Below are 25,128 nucleotides of genomic sequence, written 5' to 3'. Positions count from 1 at the left end.
TTCACACTGAGCGCGGTCGCGGCCGCCGGTCTTGGCGAAATACAACGCCAAGTCGGCGGCCGCTGCCGTTTTCGATACAACGCGTCGGCGCCCAATACCCGTTCCAGCTGCAATTTTTGGGGCTTGCCGGGCAAAAAAGAGACCAGTTCGAGGGCAATCCCCTCGCAGCCTGAAACCCACTTGCCCGGTACTGGCACCATAAGGACGTGAGCAGACCACACGTTTCGCATGTTTACCGCGACCTGAAACCACTCGAGCAATCGGCAAAGCTTCGCAATGTCGCCTACGAGATCCGCGGACCCGTCACCGCCCACGCGGCCCGCCTCGAGGCGGAGGGTCATCGAATCCTCAAACTGAACATCGGCAATCCCGCCCAGTTCGGCTTCGAGGCCCCTGACGTCATCATGCGCGACATGATCCACGCTCTCCCCTACTCGCAGGGCTACAGCGACTCGCTGGGCGTCCTGTCGGCCCGCCGGGCCGTGGTGACGCGTTACGAGCTCCTGCCCGACTTCCCCTATTTCGACGTCGACGACGTGATCCTGGGCAACGGTGTGTCCGAGCTGATCACCATGACCATGCAGGCGCTGCTCGATGACGGCGACGAAGTCCTGATCCCGTCGCCGGACTATCCGCTGTGGACCGCGATGACAGCGTTGTCCGGCGGCAAGGCCATCCACTACGCGTGCGACGAGGAAAACGGCTGGAACCCGAACATCGCCGACATCGAATCGAAGATCACCCCGCGCACCAAGGCACTGCTGGTGATCAACCCGAACAACCCCACGGGCGCGGTCTATTCACGCGAGGTCCTCACGGAGATCGTCGAGTTGGCGCGCAAGCATTCGTTGCTGATCCTCGCCGACGAGATCTACGACAAGATCCTCTACGACGAGGCCAAGCACATCAACATCGCCTCGCTCGCGCCAGACCTGCTCTGCCTCACCTTCAACGGCCTGTCCAAGGCGTACCGCGTGTGCGGTTACCGTGCCGGCTGGGTCGCCATCACCGGGCCCAAGGATCACGCAAAGGGTTTCGTCGACGGCATGAAGATGCTCGCATCGACTCGCCTGTGCGCAAATGTGCCCGGCCAGCATGCAATCCAGGTGGCGCTCGGCGGCTACCAGAGCATCGATGCCCTCGTCCTCCCCGGTGGACGCCTACTCGAACAGCGCAACATCACCTGGGAGAAGCTCAACGAGATCCCCGGCGTCAGCTGCGTGAAGCCGATGGGCGCGTTGTACGCGTTCCCGAAGATCGACCCCGAGGTGCACGAGATCCACGACGACGAAAAGTTCGTCACCGACCTCCTCCTGCGCGAGAAGATCCTGGTTGTCCAGGGAACGGGCTTCAACTGGCCCAGCCCGGACCACTTCCGCGTCGTCACCCTGCCCTGGGCCCGCGACCTCACTGACGCCATCGACCGCCTCGGCAACTTCCTGGCGAGCTACAAGCAGTAGTTGGTGATCGAATCTGCAGTTGTGAAGGCGTCGGCCGAGAAGAGTCCTTCACAATTGCAGACTCGATGCCTCCCATAAGGCCTGGCGGACCTCGTCCAGTGATGTTCGCCGTCGTACTCGACCGCGACCTTCCACTTACGCCAGCCCATGTCGAGACGGATGTATGCGTGCCCGTACTCGTCGACGATCTCGATCTGAGTCTCGGGCGTCGGTAGCCCAGATCTGATGAGCAACAATCGAGTTCGGGTCTCGGGGGGCGATTCCGCTCCACTGTCGACCAGTGTCAGCACTGCATGGAACTGGCGCACCCCGCGATAGACCGCCACGAAATCCTTGCGGAGCTCATGCGGGGTCAGAAGCCCGCGCGCAACAGAGTTCCTGCCCGAGATGGCCCATCCAGCTCCCCCATGATCTTTGGACGCGGACTCGGCCAACGGGGCTCCCGACGATTTGAGTCTGCAGTTGTGAAGGAATCAGCCGAGAAGACCTCTTCATAACTGCAGTTTCGAGGAGATACCCAGGTCAGGGCGGGTTGATTTATATGTGACTGCTGGTAACGTCTAACGCATCACAGCGAACTCAAAGGGGAGTTGATGACCGCTATCGATAGCGAAGGGTCCGCACCACCGGTTGTATGGCGCCGACGGACGGTTGTCCGCGACGGGGTCCGACTGGCGGTTTTCGAGTCGGGCGAGCCCACGACCGACCGACCGACCGTTGTCCTGGTGCACGGGTGGCCCGACACCCACCTCCTCTGGACATTGGTCGCGGCAGACCTGGCATCGCGCTATCACGTGGTCGCCTACGACACCCGCGGCTATGGCGAGAGCGACCACCCGCAGGGCGATGCATCGTATCGGTTACCTGAGCTCGCCGCCGACCTGTTTGCGGTGATCGACGCGGTGAGCCCGGAAACTCCCGTTCATGTTGTCGCCCATGACTGGGGTTCGGTACAGACGTGGGAGGCCGTCACCACGCCCGGTGCCGAAGTCCGCATTGCTTCGTTTGTCTCGGTGTCCGGCCCCAACCTCGACCACCTGGGCCTGTGGGCCCACGAACGCCTACGCCATCCCACGCCGAAGTCGTTGGGCCAGGCCCTGTCTCAGGCCGTTTCGTCGGCCTACACCGTCATCTTCCAGCTGCCTGTTGTGCCGAATGTCCTGTTCGGCATCGGCTTACACGCTCCGGTCTGGCGTCGATTCCTCACCGGCCTCGAAGGCACCGACCCCAAGAACATGACCCTGGCGCCCACATTCCGCGCCGACGCGGTGTCCGGTCTGCGCTACTACCGCGCCAATATCCGCGAGCGGATCACCAACCCCGACCCACGCAGCACCCGGGTTCCGGTGTTCGAAGTGGTCAACACCCGCGATGTGGCCCTACGAAGCGCGATCTTCACCAATACCCACAAGTTCACGGATCGACTGTGGCGCACAGACACTCCCACCGGACACTGGCTGCCCTACACCAACCCGGGATATCTGGCCGACATCGCAACTCAGTTCATCGAGTCGATCCGAGGAGACGAGATGTCACCCACCATCGCGCGAACCCGCCAGAAGGGCGAGCATCGATCGCTGAACGGCAAACTCGCAGTGATCACCGGAGCCGGCAGTGGCATCGGACGCGAGACCGCCTACCTCTTCTCCGAGAACGGTGCCGAAGTGGTGCTGGCCGACATCAATCTCGACGCCGCCCAAGAGACCGCCGCGGAGATCACCGCCACCGGCGGCACCGCACATGCCTACGCACTCGACGTTTCCGATACCAGCGCGTTCACCGAGTTCGGTGAGCAGATCACCAAAACGCACGGTGTCGCGGACGTGGTGGTCAACAACGCCGGAATCGGTTTGGCCGGACACGTTCTCGACGCCACCGACGAACAGATCCGGCGCCTCGTCGACATCAACCTGATGGGTGTCATCACCGGCAGCCGGGTGTTCGGCCGCAAGATGGTCGAACGCGGCCTCGGCGGGCACATCGTCAACCTCGCGTCGGCCGCCGCGTTCATGCCGCAGCAAGGTCTGGGCGGCTATGCCGCCACCAAGTCCGGCGTCCTGATGTTCTCCGAATCGCTGCGTGCGGAACTGGCCGAGCACCGCATCGGCGTATCGGCGATCTGCCCCGGCATCGTCGACACCAACATCGTTGCCGCCACCGAGTTCGCCGGTGTCCCGGAAGATACCGAGAAGCGGTTGCAGGACAAGATGAGTGGACGCTACAAACGACGCGGCTTCACCCCTGATCGGGTGGCCACTGCGATCCTCCGCGCCATCGCCGACAACAAGGCCGTGGTTCCGGTGACCATTGAAGCAAAGGTCGGCTACCGCATCTACCGCTTTGTTCCTGCCCTGTCACGCCGGATGGCACGCACCAAACTCTTTTAGCACCAGCGTTTTCGGGAGGATGAAATGTACAACTTCGATCCGGGACCAATCGAACTCCATGCCCGCAATGTCGAGTTCGATTGGAAGGACACACCTCTGCACTGGATTCCGGGCCACCCGGTCCCGTCCAATGTGGTCAGCATGCTCAACCTGTTACTCCCAGAGGGAGAACGCTGGTTCGTCCAGACGTACAACGAGGCCGTGCCGCTGGTGAAGGACGAGGAACTCGCAGCGGCCATGCGCGGATTCATCGGCCAAGAAGCGATGCACGCCGAAACCCACGACCGCGTGCTGTGGGAGTTCATGGAAGCGCGCGGCTTCGATCCAACACCCTTCCAGAAGCAGATGGAATGGGTGTTCCGCAAGGTGCTCGGGCCATCGCAGCATCCGGATGCCGAAGTGCGGCACAAACATCTGGTCGAGCGCCTCTGGCTGATCGCGGCCATCGAGCACTACACCGCCATCCTGGGCGACTTCTCGCTCAACAACACCTGGACCGAGTACAACGCCGACCCGGCGATGGCAGATCTGTTCCGTTGGCACGGCGCCGAAGAGGTCGAACACCGCGAGGTGGCCCACGACGTGGCCACCTACTTCGGTGACAGTTACCTCAAGCGCGGCCGGGCGATGCTCGCCGTACTGCCTGCTCTGTTGTTCGTGATCCACCGGGGCACCCGATTCCTGGCGGTCAATGATCCGACCGGCAAGATCGGCTACGCGAAGACCATGCTCGGATACTTCCGAGGCGCACGCATGGGACTGCTACCCACGGTGCGATCGATCGTCTTGGCCACCTTCACCTACTTCAAACCGTCCTTCCGACCGACCCAGGTCGGATCCACAGCACAGGCCGTCGCCTACCTCGCGTCGTCACCGGCAGCAAGGGCCGCGCACAAGTGAATCAGCGCCGCCTCGAGCACACCACCACGATGACCACCGCGCCTCCACATCTGCGGGGCCGGTATCAGCACGATCCCGCGATGCGAGTTGCCAGCGCCATCGGTAAGGTCTGGTTTCCGTTGTGGGGCAGGTTTACTCACCTGAACATTCCCGATCAGACCGGTCGCGTCACCACGCTGGAAGTCGTCGGCCGAGAGGTGGTCGCGCACGACAACAACGTGGTCGCGCTGACCATGGCCGCACCCGATGGCGGCGAACTGACGCCTTGGTATGCCGGGGCACATCTGGACCTGTTGTTACCGTCGGGCCGAATGCGGGAGTACTCCCTGTGTGGAGACCCGGCCGACCGCCACCGGTATCGCATCGCGGTCCGGCGAATCCCGGAGGGTGGCGGCGGATCGATCGAGGTCCACGACACCCTCGACGTGGGCTCCTCGGTCCGGATCAAGGGTCCGCGCAACGCATTTCCGCTTGCCGCACCTGGCCATGGCTCACCGGCAAAGAAACTGCGATTCGTCGCAGGCGGCATCGGGATCACACCGATTCTGCCCATGCTCGGCGCGGCGCAACGTCTCGGACTGGATTGGTCGATGGTCTACACCGGCCGCAGTGCCGATTCGCTACCGTTCCTGTCAGAACTCGCCGACTACGGCGACAAGGTCACGGTCCGCACCGACGACCGGCACGGACTGCCCACCGCCACAGACCTGCTGGGGCCGATGCAGGCCGGGACCGCCGTGTACTGCTGCGGCCCGCCACCGATGCTCAACTCGATCCGCACCGAACTACTCGGACGTGGCGACGTAGAACTCCACTTCGAGCGGTTCAGTCCACCACCGGTGGATAATGGGAGGCCGTTCACGGTCAGTCTCAATTCGAACGAACTGCAGATCCCGGTCAGTGCAACAGAATCCGCGTTGGCCGCGATCCGGCGCGAGCTTCCGTCCGTTCCCTATTCATGCCAGCAGGGCTTCTGCGGAACCTGCAAGGTCCGGGTACTCGCGGGCGAGGTGGATCACCGCGACAACATCCTGACCGAACCCGAACGAGAAGCGGGCGTGATGCTCACCTGCGTCTCCCGCGCCGCGGGCGACCACCTTCGCCTCGATCTCTAGACTTCAACCATTCCAGCCCAGGAGACTCCCATGGCGTCAGCCGACATCCCACAACCTGACCACTCCGTCGCACCTGACCACAACGTCGCACCTGATCACACCGTCGCGATCATCGGTGCCGGGTTCGGTGGGCTTGCCGCCGGAATCAAGTTGCAGGAACGCGGTATCGACGATTACGTCATCTTCGACCGCAACGATGATGTCGGCGGCACCTGGCTCGCCAATCAGTATCCCGGCGTCGAGGTCGACATTCCGTCCGTCACCTATTCGTACAAGTTCGCGCTGAACCCTGACTGGTCGCAAGTATTCGCCCCCGGCTCAGAACTATTGCAGTACGCCCGCGACATCGCCGAGCGCTACGGCATCCGCAGGCACATCCGTTTCGGAACACCGGTCACGGCAGCCGATTTCGATGAGGCCACCGATCTGTGGACCATCACCACCGCCTCCGGCGACACGGTCACCGCACGGTTCCTGATCTCCTGCCACGGCGCACTGTCGACGCCCGCCACCCCAAATCTGCCTGGTCTGGACAACTTCTCGGGCAAGGTTCTGCGGTCGGCATCATGGGATCACGACTACGACCTGACCGGCAAGAAGGTCGGAATCATCGGCACCGGTGCCACCGGGATCCAGATCATCCCCACCATCGCACCGCAGGTGCAGCATCTGACCGTGCTGCAACGCACCGCGATCTGGGTCCTTCCCAAGCCCAATGCGCCCATCCCCGGATTCCTCCGCAACATCTACCGGCGGGTCCCCAAACTCCAACTGCTGCCCCGTTTTCTGATAGACACCACATTCGAGATCTCCGAGACGGTCGGCGTCGTCTACAACAAACAACTACCGGCCATCACTCGTGGCGTGGAGAAGTTGTGTCAACGGCATCTGCGCGGCCAGGTGAAGGACAAGCGTCTGCGCGAGCAACTCACCCCGCACTATGGCTACGCGTGCAAGCGTCCGTCCTTCTCCAACGACTACTTTCCCACGTTCAACCGGGACAACGTCGATCTGGAAACCGCATCGATCGACCGGATCACCAGTACCGGAATCGAATTCACCGACGGCCGCACCCTTGACATCGACACCTTGATCCTGGCAACCGGGTTCAAGATCTTCGACCTGCCCTACCAGATCACCGGGATCGGCAACCAGGACCTGGCCAAGACATGGGATTCCGAGCGGATGCATGCCTACGAGGGCATCACGGTACCGGGCTTCCCGAATCTGTTCCTCGCGCCAGGTCCGTACGGTGTCATCGGGTTCTCCTGGTTCGACACCATCGACCTGTGTGTCACCCACGCGGTGCAGGTGGTGGCCAAGGCCGTGCAGTCAGGTTCGTCGCGGGTCAGTGCCACCGACGCGCAGACCACCGAGTTCGTGGAGAAGATGCGCAAAAAGGTGCGCAACACGGTCTTTGCAAGTCCGCGCTGCGCCGGGTCGAATACGTATTACATCAACGCCCAGGGCGATTCGCCCTACCTTCGGCCGACCACCCGAATCGAGTCTGCACTCTCACTCCGCAAGGCCCTCAAAGAAGGTTACGAATACTCGGCCTGACGTTCAGCGGGACTCCACGATCTCAGACTCCGCATCCTCGTCCACGACGCTCTCAACCACCACGGCATCACCGAGTTGCTTGCCCCGCAGCGTGAACCATGCGATCGGCGCCGCCAGGCCGGCGGCGGCTATCGCCGCGATGACAGATGTGTGCAGCCCGTCGACAAATGCGTCCTGAATGGTCACCATGATCTGCTGACCCGATGGACCGCCGATGTCGGATGCCATCTGAACACCGGCCATCACCGAGTTCTTCGCTGCATCAACAGCTTCCGGCGGCAGGCCGACGTTGTCGAGTTGGGTTCCGATTCCGGTGGTGTACATCGAGGTGAGGATCGAACCGAGGACTGCCACGCCCAGCGTTCCGCCGATCTCCCGGGTCACGTCGTTGACCGCCGATCCGGCGCCGGTCTGTTCCGGGGACAGAGAATTGGTGATGATGTTGGTCGCCGGGCCCTGAACAAGCGCCAGCCCCATCGCCATCAAACTCATCGACCAGATGATCAGGCCCCAGTACGAAGCTTCCCGTCCGGCCAACAGGACCAATGCGAATCCGCATGCCATCGTCGCCGAACCGAGGGCCGCAACCCGGCCGGGTCCCAGGCGCCGCGCCAGAATCATTGCCAGCGGCGAGAACACCGCCATCACCACCGCAAACGGGAGCGTGTGAAGGCCTGCCGACAGCGGGCCATAACCCTTGACCGCCTGGAAGTACTGGGTGATCAGGAAGATGAATCCGAACAGGCTGAAGAACGCTACCGCGATCAACCCGGAAGCAACAGAGAAGTGCCTGTTCGCAAAGAGCCGGACATTGAGGATCGGATGCGCCGCGCGTAGTTCCCGCAGCACGAAGAGCGTGAGAATGACTGCTGCACCGATGAATCCGGCAATCGTCGTGACCGATCCCCAGCCGTGGTTCGGCCCTTCGATGACGGTGTACACCAGCAGCGAGACACCCACGATGGACGCGATCGCACCGATTGCATCGAAGGAACCAGACTGCGACTTGCCACCACTGGGCACCACGAGCGCAACACCGACGAGTACCGCGGCCGCGATCGGCAGATTGACCCAGAACACCGACGACCAGGAGTAGTGCTCGAGCAGCCAGCCACCGAGGACCGGACCGATGGCCACCGCGATACCGGATGTACCGGCCCAGATGCCGACGGCGATCGCGCGCTCCTTGAGGTCGGGAAACAGTCCGATCAGCAATGACAGGGTCGCCGGAAACACCATCGCGGCAAACAATCCGAGACCGGCCCTGGTGGCGATGAGTTGCCCAAGCGTCTGCGATTCGGCGGCAACCACCGAGACCGCGGCAAACCCCAGGACACCGATCACCAGCAGTCGGCGACGACCGAAGCGGTCTGCGAAGTGGCCTGCCGTCAGCAGCAGTCCCGCGAAGGTCAACGTGTACGCGTCGACGACCCACTGCAGACCTGAGTTGTCAGCGGAGAGGTCACGGCTGATGGTCGGCAGTGCCACGTTGACGATCGTGTTGTCGATCATCACCAACAGCACGGCGCCACAGAGGGCAACAAGTGCCCACCAGCGCTTGTCGGTTGCCGGCGATGTCGCCGGCGCAACCAGGGTCCGATCACTCATCGATACTCCTCGAGTAGAAGGTTGATCTATTGTTGTAGGACACTGTTCTACTTAAGAAGAACACTGTGCTACAACGGTGTCAAGGGATTTCCAGAACCTTTATGGAAGGATCGACGTCGTGGCTGTCAGATCGTCGGGACCGGCAACAAGAACTCCGGCCGGTGACGTGCGCGGATTGCTGCTGGCCGCCGCGCTGCGCGTTCTGGACGAACACGGCGAAAAAGGTTTGACGGTTCGGGCAGTGGCGACCGAGGCCGGAGTGGCACCGATGGGTGTCTACAACCATTTCGACGGCAAAGCCGGACTGCTGACCGCAGTGGTCACCGAAGGATTTGAGCGGCTACGCGCAATGGTCGGCGGTGCGGCCGATTCCGACCCACGAGCCCGGCTCAGAGGTTCTGGTGTGGCGTACCGCGAGTTCGCCCTGCAGTCGCCGACCCTGTACCGCCTGATGTTCTCCGGCCAGTGCAAGCCGGAAGGTGACCTGGCGGAGACCGCCTTGTATGCGCTGACCGAGATCGTTCGGCACGGACAGGCCGCCGGAACCATCCGAGCGGGCGATCCGATGATCCTGACATTGCAGATCTGGGCCTGCGTGCACGGCGCCGTCAGCCTCGAACTCGACAGCCGGGAGTTCGACGGCGGCGGACCTTCCGGCACCAATTCGCACTGGCCCCTCGTTTACGAGCAGACCCTTGACCTGATCAGCCGGGGTGTCGCGCCCTAGCTGGGAAGAACACCTAGGTCACCCTCAGTCCAAACGACGGGACCCTCAGGGCAAAACGATCGGGGGCTGCCCGGGGATCGGATTCGGGATCGTGTTCTGCCTCGGGCGTGGCGGCGTGACCCGCCGTGTGGTCGGTGGTGGCGGCGGCGGCGGCGTGGTGTAGACGACGATCGGGGCGAGCGCGGCCTTGGTGTCGATCGGCGGGATCGCGGGCGTCGACGGGGTGGACGAAGTCGTCGATGTGGCCGGCGCCTTGGTGGTGGTTGTGGTGCTGCCGCTCGTGCTCGGTGTCGTCAGATAACGCTGCGACTCCAAGCCGGTGGTGTCCTCCCGCCACGGACCGACAGCGGCGGTGATTCCGCCGGCCACGATCACCGCCGCAATCGTCGCGGCGCCTGCCATCACCAATCGGTTCTGTTTGTGTCGGCGGTCCGCTGCCCGCGCATCGAACAGCGGGGCAGGCTCCGTGATCGGTCCGGGAAACGGTTCTGGCAGCGGGTCCGGGAGCGAGTCGTTGAGCTTCACGGGCTCCGGCGGTTGCACCGGCATCGGCGCCGGTTCGGTGCGTGTTTTCGGAGCATAGAACGGTGCCGGTGCCGGTGTCGGAGTCGAGGTGGAGGTCGGGGTGGGCGTCACCGCCGGCACGACGTCGGGATTGTCTGCCGACGAATGCGAATGCCTACTCTCGCGGGTCGGCTTCGGCGTCGTGCCGATCTGCAGCACCGGCAACTGGCCATCGAAAGCCCGCGACATCTCGCCGAGCAAACCCGGCCATTCGACGTGGGACATCACAACCACTGCACAGATCTGGCTGGGAGAGGCCAACGACACCGACCGAGCCACACTGACAGCCTGGACCGCAGCCGGGTTCAAGGCCTCTTCGACATCCGCCTTTGTGACCCGGAGCAGGCCGACGTCCTGTTCACCCATCACAAAGGTGGCCTCGGCGATTCCGAGCACCTTTCTGGCCTGCGGCATCAGCCCGACCAGCTCGCGGGCCCACTCGGGCTTTGCGGGCATCTCGGTTTTGCCGGTACGCACCAGGTGGTCGGCAATCGCGCGATCGAAACATGCAGAGTCGAGGGTGTTGTCGTAGAGTTCGACAATTCGCTGGCCGGTCTCGGCATTCACAGCCGCCCCGCGCACACCACCGTCGTCGACCTCTACCAGCACAAAGGCCGGCCCGAGGGCACCAAGGGTGGCTGTGAGCAGCTCCCGGATATCCGCGAGTACTGCCGCGTCGAGCCAGACCACCCGGCCCGGTGCCAGCGCCTCTCCCGGATCGTGATCCACCACTGCCCCCCGCCGTGACCGACTCACCTCTGCGAACGTTGTCGGTCGCCATTCTGCCTGAGCCATCGACACTGTCGCCTACGGGACCTTCGCCGCGACGAACTCTGATCAAATCTGTAGTCAGATCAGCCGATGGCGTCTTGCCGTGCGAACTCAAGTCGCCGAACCAGGAAACATTGTTGCATTTGCAGCCGCAATCGGTCGGCTATCGCGTTCAACTCCACAAGCTCGGGATGTGTCACGGTGGACTGCGCCATTTGTGAACGTGCCGTTTTGCTCCGCTAGAATCAACCCTCGACCTGTCGTGAACGAATCCGAATATGCAGCTCGATCGAAAGCGGCCTGATGACCGAGTACCGGATCGACGACCTGGCGCGAGCCGCGGGAACCACCACCCGCAATGTCCGCGGCTACCAGGACCGGGGGCTGCTTCCCAGGCCCACCCGGCGTGGCCGCATCGCGATCTACTCCGACAGTCACCTGGCCCGGTTGAAGGTGATCAATGACCTGTTGCACCGCGGATTCACCATCCGGCACATCGGCGACTTCCTGCACGGGATGCAACGCGGCGACGACCTGGCCGACGTCCTCGGTCTTCGCGAGGTTGTCACCGAGCCGTGGTCGAAGGCGCACACCGAGGCGATCTCCGCCGAGGGCCTCAAGGCATTGCTCAACTCCGGCAACCCAACTCATTACGACAAGCTGATCGAATACGGGCTCATCGAGCGCACTGATGACGGCTACACGCTGCTCGACCGCGAAACGGTGCGAGCGTTCGGCAGACTCACCAAGCTCGGGCTGTCCCTGTCGATGCTCCTCGATGTGTACGGCCAGGTGGAAGCGGACATGGCCCAGGTCGCATCGACCCTGATCTCGGCCGGACGCAAGGTCATGGCCAAAGAACACGGCGACGGATGGATTCCGAAGACCGATTCCGAATCCGAGTGGGCCGTCGAGTTGGTCCGCGAAATGCGCCAGGCCGGAACGATTTCCGCTCACAATGCACTCGACCGCGCATTGGACCGCGATCTGGCCGAGCAACTCGACGACTACCTCGGCCACAAAGAACGCGGCCACAAAGAACGCGGGCGCAAAGACCCCGAATAAGCCGTTATGATCGCCGTCCTGCCAATGCGGGACGCAGCGGCGTGGCGGGTAGGTCACGGACGGGGCCACCCAGGCTCGAATACGTCCAGCCGGCCCGACGCCACGCACCGGCGTCCAGGCATCGTCGGCCGTCGATCACGTTCATGCTGCGGACGAGCGGTTTCAGCGCTTCCGGGTCCATGTGGACGAACTCGGTCCACTCGGTCAGCACCAGTACCGCATCGGCCTGCAGGCAGGCATCGTGTGCCGAGCTTGCATAGGTGAGCGTCGGAAAGACTTTGCGGGAGTTGTCCATTGCCTTCGGGTCGAAAACACTGACCGTGGCCCCTTTCAATTGGAGCTGTCCGGCGACGTTGAGTGCAGGCGAGTCGCGAACATCGTCGCTCTCCGGCTTGAAGGCCGCACCCAAAACGGCAATATTCTTGCCCAGCAGCGTGTTACCGCAGATCGAAGTGGTCAGCTCGACCATCGCGGTGCGGCGTCGCATATTGATGGAATCGACCTCACGCAGGAATGTCAGGGCCTGATCGGCGCCGAGTTCACCGGCACGTGCCATGAATGCACGAATATCCTTGGGCAGGCAACCACCACCAAATCCCAGACCCGCATTGAGAAATCGGCGCCCGATGCGATCGTCGAACCCGATGGCATCGGCCAGCATCGTCACGTCGGCGCCGCTTGCCTCACATACTTCACTGATGGCGTTGATGAACGAGATCTTGGTTGCCAAAAAGGCATTCGCCGAAACCTTGACCAGTTCGGCGGTCGCGAGGTCGGTGACCAGGAACGGGGTCCCGGCGGCCAGGATCGTGCTGTAGAGCTCGCGCACCCTCGCTTCGACAGCACCGGCGTCTGCGGTACCCGCGGCGTCGACCCCCAACACGATCCGGTCGGGACGCAGAGTGTCGTCGACGGCATGGCCTTCGCGGAGGAACTCCGGATTCCAGGCAATCGTGATCTCGGTGCCGTTGCCGGGCTCGGCACCACTGCCTGCCGCACCCTGCGCGCGACGCTTCAGTTCTTCCGAGGTGCCAACGGGAACGGTCGATTTGCCGATGATCAGGTGGTCACCGTGCAGCCGCGGCGCCAATTCGTCGATCACGGCGTACACGTGGCGCAGATCTGCCGCGTATTCGCCCTTCTTCTGCGGGGTGCCGACGCCCAGGAAGTGCACATCGGCAAAGGCCGCTGCCCTGTCGTAGTCCGTGGTGAACTGCAGGCGCCCGGCGGCGAGGTTGCGCCGCAGCACATCCGACAGCCCAGGTTCGTAGAACGGGAGGTCACCGTTCTGCAATCCGGCGACCTTGGCCGCATCGACGTCGACGCCGAGTACGTCATGCCCGAGTTCGGCCAAACACGCAGCGTGGGTGGCTCCGAGGTAGCCGCATCCAAATACTGTGACGTTCATACCCCTGTGGGTACTGAACGCGGTTGGCCATCAGGCATCGATCAGGTGGCGCGTCGGCCACCGTCAGCGGAACCCTTCAGTCGTTCTGCTTCTGGGGGAAGTTCAGGTAGGCCTTGGACGGGGTCGGGCCGCGTTGTCCCTGGTACTTGGATCCGGCCGCGGCGCTGCCGTACGGCGATTCCGCCGGACTGGACAGCTTGATCAGGCACAGCTGCCCGATCTTCATGCCCGGCCACAACGTGATCGGCAGGTTCGCGACATTCGAGAGCTCCAGCGTGATGTGTCCGGTGAAGCCGGGGTCGATGAAACCTGCCGTCGAGTGCGTCAGCAGCCCCAGTCGACCCAGCGACGACTTGCCTTCGAGGCGGCCTGCGAGGTCGTCGGGGAGGGTGCAGACCTCGAGCGTCGACCCGAGGACGAACTCGCCGGGGTGCAGCACAAACGGCTCACCCTCGGTTCGCTCGACAAGCGTTGTCAGCTCGTCCTGCCGTTGAGCAGGGTCGATGTGGGTGTAGCGGGTGTTGTTGAAGACCCGGAAAAGACCATCGAGCCGGACGTCGATGCTGGACGGCTGGACCAGCGTCGGGTCGAACGGATCGATGGCCAACCGGCCGTCAGCTATCTGGGCACGGATATCGCGGTCGGAGAGCAGCACAGGACGAGGTTAGCCGCTCCCGGAGTCAGCTCCACGTTGTGCCTGCGGGTTCTTGAATCGTCACGTTGATGCGGTTGAAGAAATTGATGGTTGCAATCGCCAGGACGATCCCCGCCATCGCCTTTTCGTCGAAGAGGTCGGCGGCCTCGTCCCAGACCGCATCCGGAACGGCTGTGCCAGGCGAATCGGCGAGCCGGGTGGCTGATTCCGTCAGGTTCAGGGCGGCCCGCTCGGCGTCGGTGAAGAAGGGCGATTCCCGCCAGACCGCGACAGTGTCGATGCGATCTTGGGATTCGCCTTCGTTTCGCAAGGCCGCGACGTGGCCGTACACACACGCCGCGCATCCGTTGATCTGGCTGGCGCGAAGCATGATGAGTTCGCGCAACGTGAGCGAGACACCGCCTTGGTCAATCGCACCGAGCAGATGCGGGATGGCCTTGACGGCCTGCGGCAGGATGGTGGCTGGGTTGGTCATACGTGCGGACATTTTCGGCTCCTCGGATCGGCCCGGCCGATGTGCATGTCACATCTGCGGTGTCGGGCGGTTCATAGCTCTGACACCCGAGGGAAGGGAAATGTGACCGATGGACACCACCAATTTTTTGCTCGCCGAGTTCGAGGCCAATCGTGGACACCTGCGCGCCGTTGCCTATCGAATGCTGGGGTCGCTGCCCGAGGCCGAGGACGCGGTGCAGGAGACCTGGCTGAAGGTCGCCGCCGCCGACACCGATGACATCGCCAATATCGGCGGCTGGTTCACCACGGTCACCTCACGCGTGTGTTTGAACATGTTGCGGTCGCGACGGACCCGCCATGAAGAATCGATGGAGATCGTGCATCTGCCCGATCCGATTGTGGCTCCGCTCGACTCGGCGGACGACCCGGAAGGCCAAGCCATGCTGGCCGACTCGGTGAGTGTCGCGCTACTGGTGGTGTTGGAGACGCTCACGCCGAGTGAGCGGTTGGCATTTGTTCTGCACGATCTGTTCGCGATGCCGTTCGAGGAAGTCGCGCCGATCGTCGACAAGACACCCGCTGCGGCCAGGAAGCTGGCCAGTCGCGCGCGTACTCGCGTGCAGGGTGCTACGCCCCGGTCGCCAAAGCATTCGGAACAGCGAAGGGTGGTCGAGGCATTTCTTGCTGCGTCTCGTGGCGGCGATCTCGACGCACTCATGGCGGTGCTCGACCCGGACATCGTGTTGCGCAACGATCATGCGGCCGACAAGGCTCCGATGGAGCTGGTGGGCGTCAATCAGGTGGCCCGCGGCGCGATCATCTACCGGGCTGCGAACGCACGCAGTCACATGGTGCGCGTGAACGACGGCATCGGTGTGCTGTCGTTCGCCGGCGACGAGGTGTCCGCGATCGCATCGTTCACCGTTGCCAATAATCGCGTGCTCGCGATGAACATCGTTTCCGATCCGGAACGGATTGCGCGGATGGATTTCTCGGGGGTCTTCTGACCCGTCGGTCACTATCCCCTCGGACGTTGTTCCCTTCGGCGTGCAACCACGTGAAACAAGGGAAATCGATAGTCGGCGTCGGGGCGGTTGATGGTGCGCCACAGTTCATCAAAGCCGGCGTCAAACAGTGCTTCTGCCAGCCGGTTCGGGTGCCACCGCCACGCCGGTGCCACCGCATGATCGAACTCGACGACCGCATCCACGTCGTCGGTGGCCTGGCAGGCGACCGCGACGAGCGCCCCTGGGTCCATTCTCGCTGCCCATCTGGCGAATACTGCCGGGATCTCTGACGGCGGTACGTGAATCAGACTGTAACGCGCCAGAATTGCGATGACACGCTCGTCTGCCAACTCCACCGACCTCAGCTCGGCGTCATCGTGGACGAATCGGAGTTCGGGATGGTTGCGACGAGCGATCTGCAACATTTCCTGACTCGGATCGACTCCGATCACCTCCAGGCCCCTGCGGGACAGGTCAGCAGCCACGTGACCGAGCCCGCAACCCACATCCACCACGATGCCTGCGCGTTGACCCTGCAACACCAGGTCAGCGAAGGCCGCGACCGTGTGCTGCTCGAGCGGGGACTGGTACGCCGTCGGAAAGGTCTCGGAGTAGACCTGCGCGAGAGCGTCATAACCAGGTTGCGTCATTGCGAACATCCTTCCCGGACCCGCGGGCCCACGCACGTACTTACGCACAGTTCAGTCTCCGCATGCGCAGTTCACTCCCCGCATGCGCAGTTCATCCCCATCAGAACGGCGCCGGCGGGATGCTCCGCTCTTGGTCTTCGCGCCGGCGGCGATTGCGGAATCGTTCTTGTTGGCGGCGTGCGTGTTTGGCTGCGGTACGCGGTTGCGTGCGGTGTTGCTGCGGCGTTGGTGGTGACGTTGGCGGTGGCGGTGGCGGTGGCGGTGGCGGCCGACGTGACGGAGCGCGGTGTTTGTCGAAGACGATCATCCGTAGCGCGGGAAACAAATCGTCGCCACTCCAGGCGGGCCCGTCGTAGTCCCGCCGTTCCGGGGTGGTGAACACCAATCGGGGGCACCCGGACTTCGGGTCGGGATACTGGTCGTCGAGCCAATCGGTGTGTGTCTTCATCAGATGATGAAACCGGCACAGCGTCTTCATCTCTGACGGATGCGTGCAACCACCGGCGTCTGGACATTGATGGTTGTATTCGTGCGTGTGATCGAGGTCGGCGTCCCAGGCCTTCTCATCGCATCCGGGCCACATGCAGTAGGCGTCTCGAATCCGGATGTAACTGTCGAGCACTGTTGACGGCCGGTAATCATCGCCGGGTTGGGTTGCTGGGAGTGGAACTGTCTGCACGAAAGGCGCTTTGACGTCCTTCGCCGAGTCTGGACAGTCCGCGATATCTGGGATGGGCGGAGCTTGCACATGGAGTTTCTTGGGCTTATTCGCCCGCTTGGCCTTCTTCGATCGCCGCGTCTTACGGTTCGGGTGGGGCGTGCAGCCGGCGGGCTGCCCAGCCTTGGTGTCCTTGGTCTTGGTGTGCTCGGTCTTGGCCTGCTTGGCCTTGTTGCCGATCGGTCGTACGACGACGTCTGGGCGGGCGGCGATGTCGCGGACGTGGTCACCCGAGATGACACCCTGGTCCGCGATGAATCCAGGATTGTTTGCGGTGCCGTCGACAGTGGCCTGATCGGCGATCACATGCAGGACGATCTTGACATCCACACCCGAAATCAACTGGTCAGCAGGAATGGTGAAGATGTCAGCGGTGCATGGATACTTCGGGTCGTTCGGACATTCACATCGGAACTCGCGGCCCATCACCGTCGCGAACAGCGCATCGGCCAACCGGTCGGCCTTGCGCCGCGGATCAGCCTTGCACACCGCCATCGCGAGCTTCTCCAGGCGGGCCATGATCATGGCCATCTCTTCCGCGGTGCCATGCGCGTCGATCGTGGCCATGCCGTACTCGGCCGCTGTGCCCCAGATACCCCGATTGTTTTTCGCGTCCTCGCGTTTGTTGCGGACCAGGTCCGGGTCGCGGCGGAAGATGCTGGCATCGACCATGTCTCGCATCCGTTTCTTCGACCACGTCCCCCGACGACGCAGATGCTCAGCGATATCGCGATCGATATCCGCCATATGCTCTGAACCCTCGATTAATTCGGTCCGGGTGATGATCGCCGGAATATGGTGCGCGGCCACCTTTCCGTCCTTCAACGCCAGATTGACCAGCGGTAGCCGATCACGCAACGCCAGCGCCCGATTGATCTGGATTTCGGCTGCATACTGGGTGCTCATCTGCGCCGCCCCAATCCTGGCCGCGCACACCGCAAAAGGATCGGTCGCCCGCATCTCGGCCTCGGTGCCGGCATAGGGCTGCACCAACTGACGATGCAGTTCGGCAGCCACTGCGTAACGCTCCCATTCCATCCGAGCCTGCACCACCAGCGCCTGCTCGGCGTCGCGCAGCAGTTCGTTCGGACTCAACGACGCCACGGGACCGAACTCGGGGATCCCGACCGGCTTCTCATCGCTTCTATCGAACATGCATTCGAGATTGGACCAAGCCACCGACAAGTCGGTTTATGCAGCGTGCGGCCGGTTTTGGGGCGTGCGCACAGCGTCGGCACCAATGCCTGTTAATATCGCTCTCGCAGCCTTCTAGGCCGCACGCCGATGTAGTTCAATGGCAGAACGGCAGCTTCCCAAGCTGCATACGCGGGTTCGATTCCCGTCATCGGCTCCACCGGACGTCCGATCCAAGCCAAGCCAAGCCAAGCCAGCGAGTCAGCCCGCCTCGGCGAGCACCCGTCGCTCAGGAACCGATTCGGATTCGAAGATATTGGCGTCGATGAGGCCTTCGGCTTCCTCCTCGGGAATCGACAAGACCAGGGACAGCTCGGTGACCACCGGGCCGCGCGCCGACCGGAGCATTGCCTTCTCGCCTACCGAAACATGACTGTTGTGTTCACGCCGGGCCAGGTCCCGGACGACCTCGGCGGCAACAAAGAGGTCACCGCGCCGCAGCTTCTCTTGATTCTCTTTGAACCGCCGCGTCCACGACAACTGCTCGTCGCCGGTAGGCGCGCGCAACACCTCGATCAGTCGCGCGAGTCCGGCGGCGTCGAAGAGCGGCCGGACGCCAAGCTCCTCGGCCTGCAGGGCCGGCAGGTCAATGGTGAGATCGGAATGATGAATGGTGAGCCGCAGATACTGCGTTGGCGTCATCCGGATTGGGCGACTGTATATTTCGGCGACCGTGGCGGGTCCATGGTGCGGGTGTACAACAACTTGACCGGCAGAGAACTGCATAGTGATGTGATCCTTCTGATCGTGCTGGCGTCGCGCTCAACCGCAAGCACCCCCCGGGGCGCATACCCTCTACCTGACGATCATCACGCCGCCTGACCACCACAACGGACGATCGGTCAAGCAGCGCGACCACGGGACACTGCGCTCATACCGATGAGCACATCGGAGCCCGCGAGCCGACACTTCCATTGTCCTCCTGCAATCGCAGGACGGAACCGTGAGTTTGCTCACGCGCCACCCGCGCATCTGTGTTGTGCCGAGACATCCAGTGCTACAACACAAGTACGCGACTCACACGTACACACCTTCTGAATCCTAAGTCGGCCAGGAGATATCGTGCAGCCGGCGCCGAAGATCCTTCCGGTTGCGGCCTTTGGACTGTCAGCCTGCCGCTGCTACGGACACGACGCCAGTGCGCTCGTAGTGCTTCATCTCCTCGATGTCGCCGATGTAGGGGCGAATGTGGCCGAGGAACTGCCGAAACAGGGAGCTGGAACGGAAACCGCCAAGATGGTCCTCCACGGACGTCCACTCAATCCGCAGGATGTAGCGCTCCGGTTCCTCGACGCCGTTGCACAGCTCCCATCCAAGGCACTGCGGGGCGGCTGCCAGCTGTTCGGCGGCCGCGGCGTAGTCATTCTCGAACTCGATACGGCGCTGCTGATCTTCGATTCGGTAGCGGATGTATTCGACGGTCATCTCGTCTCCTGCCGTGCCACGTGGTGGCGCGACCCCAAGCAGGCCGTCGACGGGGAGATCCGTGGCGTATGAGCTCCCGCTGGCGACAACGCTAGGTGCCCGGTCCTGTGATGACAAGCACAACCTGTTGTTGAATGATGAACCTGCCCGTGGAGGCCCGTAGGCCCCCGAGACTAGAGTCTCGACCATGGCAGATGACCTCGTGGCGCAGAAGAACGGTTCGATCAGTGCGTGGTGGCAGAGCCAGACTGTTCGTGCCGGACGTTCAGCCGACGCAGTGCGGGCCGAGAAGGCCGCGAAGCGGAAGTTGAAGGCCCACCAGCCCGAAGGTGGGGTGTATGGCGCCGACTGCCTGGGGCGTCACAACCCTTCCGCACCTTGGCCATGCGATCTTGTCCGCGGCCTGGACAACCCCGGCTTCCGTAGCCGATAGGCCCGGCTGGCGAATACCCCTGCCGCCCAACCCAGACCGGGCCCCCGGGTCCGATTTCCATCCTCGACTTCACATCACGCGTAATCGATGTTGCGTCAACACTGCCCGACCGTCGTTTCGAAAGACGGCCGCAAACAAATCAGTTGCGGCCACGGTGAGGGTCCCGTTGTATTGCTGACGCTCACAACGATTTTCCGAGAAGGTGAAGGAGGACACCATGAAGCTGGCAGAAGCGCTGGCCCGACGCACCGATACAAGTCGGCGTGTTGAGCAACTGCGTGCCCGTATCGCCGACAACGCTCGATACCAGGAGGGTGAGCCACCCTCCGAGAACGCCGCAGACCTACTGGCCGAGGCCGAAAACGCACTCAGTGAACTGGAATTGCTGATCCGAAAGATCAACGCCACCAACTCGGCGACGCCTCTTGGAAACGGCACCATCACCGACGCGCTGGCGCGGCGTGATGTCCTGCGTCTGCGCCATGCGCTGATCACCAGTTCGGCGAACGCGGCGGCAGGCAAGAATCAGCAGGCCTACCGGCAACTCCGTTCAGAACTGATGTATGTCTCGGCGCTGACGGTCCGGCCTCTTCGCGAGCGAGCCGACAACCTCGCTCGCGAACTCCGCGAGGTCGATCTGCAGGTCCAGCAGGCCAACTGGTCCACGGATCTGATCGGCTAGAGCTGGAAATCGACTGAGATCGAATGCAGCAGGTACCCGATTGCAAGGCGAGCACACACCGTGCGGCGGCGGATCCGTCGCTCCTGGCGGTGCTGTGGGCGGCGCCGAGGGTTCGATTCCCTCAGACACATCGCATGCCCAGCACACCGCACAGGTGAATGTGCAAAGCGCACAACACATCACCACGTGCTGATTGCCATCGGGGAGGGTAGGGCAAGGGGAACTGCATTCGGATGCGCGTCGGCGGGCTATCCTTCGACCAGACGAAGGGAAGCGCATTGAATCTCGAGGAATTCCGTCAAATCATCCAGAACTCGGGCCCAGATGACTGGCAGGTGATCAAGCATCAGGGACCGAGCTACCACAACTGGTTCGACGGCGGGGTGACTCCCGACGGCTACCGCATCGAGGTCAACAGTCACTACGCAACCGCCTCGTACAAGCCCAACATCAACATCACGATCGCCTGGGGCATGGGACTGGATTTCGAGCACGCCGGAGACGAGAGCCACGCTCGCCGTTTCGAGTGGTCAAAGATCTTCTCCGACAAGACTGTCAATCTCTGTTTCGCCGACTTCTTCTGGTGCGGTGCACTCGTCGACCGGTTCAACTACGTGGTCGCCGACGGCGGACGCGCCGTACTGCCCTGGGCCATGGAGATCCGTGGCCTGGTGACCACCCAGCATGAACACGACACCGCAAAACTCATCCACCACTTGGGCGATCACGTCGAGGGATTCGAAGAATACTTCCGCCGAGTCGGTTTCGCCATCGAGGGTGGTTAGTCCAGCGTTTCGGCAAAGCGCATCACATCGATGATCAGATCGGCTTGATCGCGGAGCGCCTCGATCCTCACCGCGTTGGTCTCGTCCGGACCCCCGGTCCACGCGCGCGCCGCTGCCTCGTCCATTCCGAAACTCATGTGCCGCTGTACCAATCGCTCCAAGCGAACCTCTCGAGGTGCTTCGACGAACCAGATCTCGTCGAGCAGTGAGCGCAGCTGTCGCCACGGCTCGTCGGTATCGAGCAGGTAGTTGCCCTCGGTGATGACCACCGGAACCTCGGCGGGGATCGCGATGGAACCCGCTATCGACTCTTCGACACCGCGGACATAGTCGGGGGCATAGACCGCGGGTTCACCGACGTCGCGCAGACGTTTGATGAGGTGGAGATAGCCGAACCCGTCGAAGGTGTCGATCGAACCTTTGCGGTCGGCAAGACCCAAGCGGGCAAGTTCAGAGTTCGAGAGATGAAATCCATCCATCGGGACGACAACGGCATCACCGCCGAGTCGATCCGCCACCGCGGCAGATACTGTGCTCTTACCGCTCCCCGGGGCGCCGACCACACCGACCAGTACGCGATCGTTTCGTCGCCGGAGCGCCTCCAGGCGTTCGATCAACTCGTCCGTCTCAGTGATCACATTCGCTGCCTCTCATCGATTACCGAAGCCGATTATCGCCGTATCCGTACCTGGTGGGAAAGCTGTTCGACCGGGCATTCGACACCGCCAAAGCCATCCAACGGGTGGTCGCATGCCGCTTGACTTCGGGAAAACCGCCGAATATCACTGCAGATCTCTGCAACACTGAGAAATCCAGAATCGGCACGCAACACTGGTCACTTCGTATGTGCGTCCGGCACAAGGAGCCAATATGCCCGCATTCCGCTCGGTCACGATCGGAATATCTGTGGTGACACTCGCTGCCGCCGGACTCGTCGCGCTGGCGTCCCCCGCCGTCGCGCAACCATGTGGAAACGGCGGCAACGGAAGTAGCGGAAGCAGCGCCTTTGGCAGCAGTGGCGGACAACCGCCGAAGGGTCCGCAAGGGGCGCTCCCGGTCATCGCGAGCGCCAACACCAACGCTGTCGAATGGGTCACCGGTCCCCGCAGCAAGAACAACACATACGACCGTTTCGCCATCTCGGGCACCGACCTCGGGATCAGCTGGGACAACGGATCCGGACAGATCCTGATGGCATTCGGTGACACCTTCGGAAACTGCTCGGTCCCCGGGCAGGAGTGGCGGCACAATGTGCTGCTCCGTTCCGATGACACAGACCCTTCTGACGGGATCACGATTTCGAGCGCGGTTCCGGGTGAACTCATCCCCGCGCTCGGCGTGAGCTACATCGAAGCGACCAGCATTCCCACGGCCGCGATCTCCATCGGCAACACCCAGTACATCAACTACATGTCGGTGCGCGCCTGGGGCGAACCCGGCCAGTGGGCCACCAACTTCTCGGCGATCGCGGTCTCGCACAACAACGGTCAGACCTGGGCCCCCGACACCAACACCATTCGTGTCAACGCCGACATCACCATTCCCGGCATCGGGCAAGTCCGTCAAGACAACAGCAAGTTCCAGATGAACGCCTACACCAAAGGGAACGACGGCTACATCTATCAGTACGGAACCCCCAACGGCCGGTTCGGTTCCGCCTATCTGGCAAGGTTTCTGCCGGAGAACATTCTCGACGTGAACAAGTACGAGTACTACACCAACAACGTGGCCCAGCGCTGGTCGACGGAGTTCGGAAACCTCGCAAACGTTGCACCACAACCCATTAGCGAATTGTCGGTGGCGTGGAACGACCACCTCCAGCGGTACGTGATGCTGCACACCAGCGACCGTGCAGGCGGACTCGTGATGCGGACGGCCGAGAAACCCGAAGGTCCTTGGAGCGCACCGAAACTCCTGGCTCCCGCGAAGGGACTCGGCGGCATCTATGCGCCCTACATCCATCCCTCGTCGTCGGGGAAGTACCTCTACTACACCGCATCGGTGTGGAAGCACTACAACGTGATGTTGCTGCGCACCGACCTCGACCGGGTCTGACCGCCCCTAACGCCCCTGCGCGAGCACCGGCAGAGACTCGTCGCGCTGCAGCGAGAAGAAGTAGGGCGGCGCCCCGCGCTGATCCATCAGGCCGATCACCACATCGTCGCTGATCTTGCGAAACACGTCGTTGATGGGATGCGCGTCGTAGACCATCGTCGCCGAACCCACGCCGCCGTACACGGTGGTCCGCAGCCGCGCCTTGGGCTTTTTGGTTCCCATCACCGGACGCGAGGCCGTCACCAGGCCGGCCAGCGATCGCCCTTCCAGCGACGGCAGTGGCGCGCGCTTGAGCAGGTTGAACGGCAGCCGGCGCGGGTCGAGCGCCCACAGCGCCTGCCCGTCGGCGGTCGGGAACAGCAACGGATGCACCGTTTCGGCATCGACGAACTGCTTGCCCCACCACCCACTGGCGGCGAGCATTCCGTCCATCCAATGACCGGTCCGGACTTCCGCGCCCCGCCAGGTTCCGATCATGAAGTCGGGGTCGACCGGTGGGGCGTCGTCGAAGACGGCCTGCGCCTGCTCGGTGGTGGCCTTCTGCTCGGCGATGACGTTCTCTGCGATCGACATTCCGACAATCTAGCCAGCCTTCGCGCTCCGGCCAACCGTTTGTCCGGGATCCGCGGAAGATTGCCAGGTACGCTGGACTTTGTCCGATTTCAGAATCGAAAGGGGCGATCATGGAAATATTCCTGGTCATCGCCGTCATTGCTGTGATCGTGGGCTTCGTTGCCATGTCCCGAAATCAGGGTTCCGTGCGCCGCCGCAACGAAGAGACCTCTTTGGCCGACGCGAAAGCCGATGCGCGCCAGGCCATCGAACGACTCGGCGGTCAGGTCTACAGCCTCATCGGCTCCAACGAACCGGCCAAATCGGCCATGTCCGATGCCTCGGAACGGTTCAATGCGGCCGGATCACAGATCGAACAGGCCACCACCCCCAAACAGGCACTTCTCGCGAAACAAACCGCATTGGAAGGCCTCTATTACGTTCGCGCGGCCCGCCTGGCCATGGACATGGATCCCGGACCCGAGATCGCGACGCTCGACGGCCAGAAGACCTCCGGAGCCGTCAGCGAAGACCGCGACATCGAGTTCGAGGGCCGGCACATCGCGGCCTCACCGAACCCCTCCGACAAGACGCCCAACTACTACCCGGGTGGACGCGTCGCGGGCCGACCGGTGCCCGCGGGCTGGTATTCCGAGCCGTGGTGGAAACCGGCGCTGGTGGCCGGCGCCTGGGGTCTGGGATCGGTCCTCCTGTTCAACGCGATGTTCTCCGGAATGGCCGGCGTCAACTACGACAGCAACGCCTTCGAAAGCGGTTACGGCGACGGCTATCAAGACGGCATGGACGCCGACCAGAGCGGTGACATGGGCGGGGACCAAGGCGGCGATCAGGGTGGGGACTTCGGCGGCGGCGATCAGGGTGGAGATTTCGGCGGCGGGGACTTCGGGGGCGGAGACTTCGGCGGCGGCGGAGACTTCGGAGGCTTCTGAG

At 62.9% G+C, this 25,128-nt stretch carries 24 protein-coding genes, 1 tRNA gene and 1 pseudogene; 14 read left to right on the top strand and 12 right to left on the bottom strand.

The genetic code is table 11. The features are described from left to right. Nucleotides 1-206: 206 nt before the first annotated feature. On the top strand, nt 207-1,460 hold the full coding sequence (locus AC1TPF_RS05925; protein ID WP_482136047.1) for a pyridoxal phosphate-dependent aminotransferase: 1,254 nt from the start codon (nt 207-209) through the stop codon (nt 1,458-1,460). A gap of 80 nt (nt 1,461-1,540) precedes the next feature. Here the strand turns inward: AC1TPF_RS05925 and AC1TPF_RS05920 are convergent. Then, nucleotides 1,541-1,774 (bottom strand): annotated as a pseudogene (locus AC1TPF_RS05920) (hypothetical protein); the annotation flags it as partial. 279 nt (nt 1,775-2,053) lie between these two features. Between AC1TPF_RS05920 and AC1TPF_RS05915 the strand changes: the two are divergent. The 4 genes from AC1TPF_RS05915 to AC1TPF_RS05900 are packed head-to-tail and all read left to right on the top strand — an operon-like array spanning nt 2,054 to nt 7,422. Beyond that, nucleotides 2,054-3,847: an SDR family oxidoreductase gene (locus AC1TPF_RS05915; RefSeq protein WP_482143072.1), complete on the top strand. Its 1,794-nt coding sequence runs from the start codon at nt 2,054-2,056 to the stop codon at nt 3,845-3,847. A gap of 24 nt (nt 3,848-3,871) precedes the next feature. Continuing rightward, nucleotides 3,872-4,747: a metal-dependent hydrolase gene (locus AC1TPF_RS05910; RefSeq protein WP_482143070.1), complete on the top strand. Its 876-nt coding sequence runs from the start codon at nt 3,872-3,874 to the stop codon at nt 4,745-4,747. Further along, on the top strand, nt 4,744-5,862 hold the full coding sequence (locus AC1TPF_RS05905; protein WP_482143069.1) for a PDR/VanB family oxidoreductase: 1,119 nt from the start codon (nt 4,744-4,746) through the stop codon (nt 5,860-5,862). The genes AC1TPF_RS05910 and AC1TPF_RS05905 overlap by 4 nt, the downstream gene beginning before the upstream one ends. Before the next feature lie 30 nt (nt 5,863-5,892). Then, the gene (locus AC1TPF_RS05900; RefSeq protein WP_482143067.1) at nt 5,893-7,422 is read left to right on the top strand and encodes a flavin-containing monooxygenase; all 1,530 of its coding nucleotides are present in this window, start codon (nt 5,893-5,895) and stop codon (nt 7,420-7,422) included. 3 nt (nt 7,423-7,425) lie between these two features. Here AC1TPF_RS05900 and AC1TPF_RS05895 read toward each other — a convergent pair whose 3' ends face one another. After that, nucleotides 7,426-9,030: an MFS transporter gene (locus tag AC1TPF_RS05895; protein WP_482136053.1), complete on the bottom strand. Its 1,605-nt coding sequence runs from the start codon at nt 9,028-9,030 to the stop codon at nt 7,426-7,428. A 118-nt stretch (nt 9,031-9,148) separates the two neighbouring features. Here AC1TPF_RS05895 and AC1TPF_RS05890 point away from each other — a divergent pair, with 118 nt between their 5' ends. Then, nucleotides 9,149-9,757: a TetR/AcrR family transcriptional regulator gene (locus tag AC1TPF_RS05890; protein ID WP_482136054.1), complete on the top strand. Its 609-nt coding sequence runs from the start codon at nt 9,149-9,151 to the stop codon at nt 9,755-9,757. Nucleotides 9,758-9,802: 45 nt separating this feature from the next. Here the strand turns inward: AC1TPF_RS05890 and AC1TPF_RS05885 are convergent, their stop codons facing one another. Beyond that, complete coding sequence (locus AC1TPF_RS05885) at nt 9,803-11,077, bottom strand: hypothetical protein (protein ID WP_482143066.1); 1,275 nt, start codon at nt 11,075-11,077, stop codon at nt 9,803-9,805. 318 nt (nt 11,078-11,395) lie between these two features. Between AC1TPF_RS05885 and AC1TPF_RS05880 the strand changes: the two genes are divergently transcribed. Continuing rightward, the gene (locus tag AC1TPF_RS05880) at nt 11,396-12,157 is read left to right on the top strand and encodes a MerR family transcriptional regulator (protein ID WP_482143064.1); all 762 of its coding nucleotides are present in this window, start codon (nt 11,396-11,398) and stop codon (nt 12,155-12,157) included. A 4-nt stretch (nt 12,158-12,161) separates the two neighbouring features. On the opposite strand, the gene AC1TPF_RS05875 is transcribed toward AC1TPF_RS05880, so the two are convergent. The 3 genes from AC1TPF_RS05875 to AC1TPF_RS05865 form a co-directional block, all read right to left on the bottom strand. Beyond that, a complete protein-coding gene (locus AC1TPF_RS05875) occupies nt 12,162-13,565 on the bottom strand; it encodes a UDP-glucose dehydrogenase family protein (RefSeq protein ID WP_482143062.1) in 1,404 nt (467 codons plus the stop codon). Nucleotides 13,566-13,641: 76 nt separating this feature from the next. Continuing rightward, nucleotides 13,642-14,220 (bottom strand): dCTP deaminase, encoded by a 579-nt coding sequence (dcd, locus tag AC1TPF_RS05870; RefSeq protein ID WP_482136058.1) that lies wholly within the window; start codon nt 14,218-14,220, stop codon nt 13,642-13,644. 25 nt (nt 14,221-14,245) lie between these two features. Continuing rightward, on the bottom strand, nt 14,246-14,707 hold the full coding sequence (locus tag AC1TPF_RS05865; protein WP_482136059.1) for a carboxymuconolactone decarboxylase family protein: 462 nt from the start codon (nt 14,705-14,707) through the stop codon (nt 14,246-14,248). A 97-nt stretch (nt 14,708-14,804) separates the two neighbouring features. On the opposite strand from AC1TPF_RS05865, the gene AC1TPF_RS05860 reads away from it, so the two are divergent. Further along, complete coding sequence (locus tag AC1TPF_RS05860; RefSeq protein WP_482143061.1) at nt 14,805-15,683, top strand: sigma-70 family RNA polymerase sigma factor; 879 nt, start codon at nt 14,805-14,807, stop codon at nt 15,681-15,683. A gap of 11 nt (nt 15,684-15,694) precedes the next feature. Here the strand turns inward: AC1TPF_RS05860 and AC1TPF_RS05855 are convergent, their stop codons facing one another. After that, nucleotides 15,695-16,333 carry a class I SAM-dependent methyltransferase gene (locus tag AC1TPF_RS05855; protein WP_482143060.1) on the bottom strand — a complete coding sequence of 213 codons (639 nt, stop codon included), beginning with the start codon at nt 16,331-16,333 and terminating at the stop codon, nt 15,695-15,697. A 100-nt stretch (nt 16,334-16,433) separates the two neighbouring features. Continuing rightward, nucleotides 16,434-18,206 (bottom strand): HNH endonuclease signature motif containing protein, encoded by a 1,773-nt coding sequence (locus tag AC1TPF_RS05850; RefSeq protein WP_482143058.1) that lies wholly within the window; start codon nt 18,204-18,206, stop codon nt 16,434-16,436. Between the two features lie 125 nt (nt 18,207-18,331). Here AC1TPF_RS05850 and AC1TPF_RS05845 point away from each other — a divergent pair. Beyond that, a tRNA-Gly gene (locus AC1TPF_RS05845) sits at nt 18,332-18,405 on the top strand. 41 nt (nt 18,406-18,446) lie between these two features. Here the strand turns inward: AC1TPF_RS05845 and AC1TPF_RS05840 are convergent. Further along, nucleotides 18,447-18,971, bottom strand: coding sequence for a CarD family transcriptional regulator (locus AC1TPF_RS05840; protein ID WP_482143056.1), 525 nt, complete (start codon nt 18,969-18,971; stop codon nt 18,447-18,449). 381 nt (nt 18,972-19,352) lie between these two features. Next, nucleotides 19,353-19,670 carry an antibiotic biosynthesis monooxygenase family protein gene (locus AC1TPF_RS05835; RefSeq protein WP_482143055.1) on the bottom strand — a complete coding sequence of 106 codons (318 nt, stop codon included), beginning with the start codon at nt 19,668-19,670 and terminating at the stop codon, nt 19,353-19,355. A gap of 187 nt (nt 19,671-19,857) precedes the next feature. On the opposite strand from AC1TPF_RS05835, the gene AC1TPF_RS05830 reads away from it, so the two are divergent. The 3 genes from AC1TPF_RS05830 to AC1TPF_RS05820 all read left to right on the top strand — a co-directional run bounded on the left by AC1TPF_RS05830 (nt 19,858) and on the right by AC1TPF_RS05820 (nt 21,570). After that, entirely contained in the window at nt 19,858-20,103 is a 246-nt protein-coding gene (locus tag AC1TPF_RS05830; RefSeq protein WP_482136065.1) for a hypothetical protein, read from the top strand. Between the two features lie 217 nt (nt 20,104-20,320). Then, the gene (locus AC1TPF_RS05825) at nt 20,321-20,785 is read left to right on the top strand and encodes a DIP1984 family protein (protein ID WP_482143053.1); all 465 of its coding nucleotides are present in this window, start codon (nt 20,321-20,323) and stop codon (nt 20,783-20,785) included. 278 nt (nt 20,786-21,063) lie between these two features. After that, nucleotides 21,064-21,570 (top strand): hypothetical protein, encoded by a 507-nt coding sequence (locus AC1TPF_RS05820; protein ID WP_482136067.1) that lies wholly within the window; start codon nt 21,064-21,066, stop codon nt 21,568-21,570. Here AC1TPF_RS05820 and AC1TPF_RS05815 read toward each other — a convergent pair. Next, the gene (locus tag AC1TPF_RS05815; RefSeq protein ID WP_482136068.1) at nt 21,567-22,208 is read right to left on the bottom strand and encodes a nucleoside/nucleotide kinase family protein; all 642 of its coding nucleotides are present in this window, start codon (nt 22,206-22,208) and stop codon (nt 21,567-21,569) included. The genes AC1TPF_RS05820 and AC1TPF_RS05815 overlap by 4 nt on opposite strands. A gap of 232 nt (nt 22,209-22,440) precedes the next feature. Between AC1TPF_RS05815 and AC1TPF_RS05810 the strand changes: the two genes are divergently transcribed. Beyond that, nucleotides 22,441-23,625, top strand: coding sequence for a DUF4185 domain-containing protein (locus AC1TPF_RS05810; protein ID WP_482143052.1), 1,185 nt, complete (start codon nt 22,441-22,443; stop codon nt 23,623-23,625). Nucleotides 23,626-23,631: 6 nt separating this feature from the next. Here AC1TPF_RS05810 and AC1TPF_RS05805 read toward each other — a convergent pair whose 3' ends face one another. Continuing rightward, entirely contained in the window at nt 23,632-24,198 is a 567-nt protein-coding gene (locus tag AC1TPF_RS05805; RefSeq protein ID WP_482136070.1) for a DUF4334 domain-containing protein, read from the bottom strand. A 164-nt stretch (nt 24,199-24,362) separates the two neighbouring features. Between AC1TPF_RS05805 and AC1TPF_RS05800 the strand changes: the two genes are divergently transcribed. After that, nucleotides 24,363-25,127, top strand: coding sequence for a DUF1542 domain-containing protein (locus AC1TPF_RS05800; RefSeq protein WP_482137272.1), 765 nt, complete (start codon nt 24,363-24,365; stop codon nt 25,125-25,127). Nucleotide 25,128 lies beyond the last annotated feature (1 nt).

The organism is Williamsia sp. Y853 (assembly GCF_056786495.1).
Note: the sequence above shows the minus strand (reverse complement) of the source record. Positions and strands in the feature narration are given on the sequence as shown.

What these genes read in the sequence shown, in the direction of transcription:
- AC1TPF_RS05915 (WP_482143072.1), top strand. Translation starts at nt 2,054, where the DNA reads ATGACCGCTATCGATAGCGAAGGGTCCGCACCACCGGTTGTATGGCGC.
- AC1TPF_RS05825 (WP_482143053.1), top strand. Translation starts at nt 20,321, where the DNA reads ATGAAGCTGGCAGAAGCGCTGGCCCGACGCACCGATACAAGTCGGCGT.
- AC1TPF_RS05895 (WP_482136053.1), bottom strand. Translation starts at nt 9,030, where the DNA reads ATGAGTGATCGGACCCTGGTTGCGCCGGCGACATCGCCGGCAACCGAC.
- AC1TPF_RS05830 (WP_482136065.1), top strand. Translation starts at nt 19,858, where the DNA reads ATGGCAGATGACCTCGTGGCGCAGAAGAACGGTTCGATCAGTGCGTGG.
- AC1TPF_RS05810 (WP_482143052.1), top strand. Translation starts at nt 22,441, where the DNA reads ATGCCCGCATTCCGCTCGGTCACGATCGGAATATCTGTGGTGACACTC.
- AC1TPF_RS05880 (WP_482143064.1), top strand. Translation starts at nt 11,396, where the DNA reads ATGACCGAGTACCGGATCGACGACCTGGCGCGAGCCGCGGGAACCACC.
- AC1TPF_RS05900 (WP_482143067.1), top strand. Translation starts at nt 5,893, where the DNA reads ATGGCGTCAGCCGACATCCCACAACCTGACCACTCCGTCGCACCTGAC.
- AC1TPF_RS05910 (WP_482143070.1), top strand. Translation starts at nt 3,872, where the DNA reads ATGTACAACTTCGATCCGGGACCAATCGAACTCCATGCCCGCAATGTC.
- AC1TPF_RS05835 (WP_482143055.1), bottom strand. Translation starts at nt 19,670, where the DNA reads ATGACCGTCGAATACATCCGCTACCGAATCGAAGATCAGCAGCGCCGT.
- AC1TPF_RS05855 (WP_482143060.1), bottom strand. Translation starts at nt 16,333, where the DNA reads ATGACGCAACCTGGTTATGACGCTCTCGCGCAGGTCTACTCCGAGACC.
- AC1TPF_RS05865 (WP_482136059.1), bottom strand. Translation starts at nt 14,707, where the DNA reads ATGTCCGCACGTATGACCAACCCAGCCACCATCCTGCCGCAGGCCGTC.
- AC1TPF_RS05840 (WP_482143056.1), bottom strand. Translation starts at nt 18,971, where the DNA reads ATGCAGTTCTCTGCCGGTCAAGTTGTTGTACACCCGCACCATGGACCC.
- AC1TPF_RS05875 (WP_482143062.1), bottom strand. Translation starts at nt 13,565, where the DNA reads ATGAACGTCACAGTATTTGGATGCGGCTACCTCGGAGCCACCCACGCT.
- AC1TPF_RS05860 (WP_482143061.1), top strand. Translation starts at nt 14,805, where the DNA reads ATGGACACCACCAATTTTTTGCTCGCCGAGTTCGAGGCCAATCGTGGA.
- AC1TPF_RS05805 (WP_482136070.1), bottom strand. Translation starts at nt 24,198, where the DNA reads ATGTCGATCGCAGAGAACGTCATCGCCGAGCAGAAGGCCACCACCGAG.
- AC1TPF_RS05850 (WP_482143058.1), bottom strand. Translation starts at nt 18,206, where the DNA reads ATGTTCGATAGAAGCGATGAGAAGCCGGTCGGGATCCCCGAGTTCGGT.
- AC1TPF_RS05800 (WP_482137272.1), top strand. Translation starts at nt 24,363, where the DNA reads ATGTCCCGAAATCAGGGTTCCGTGCGCCGCCGCAACGAAGAGACCTCT.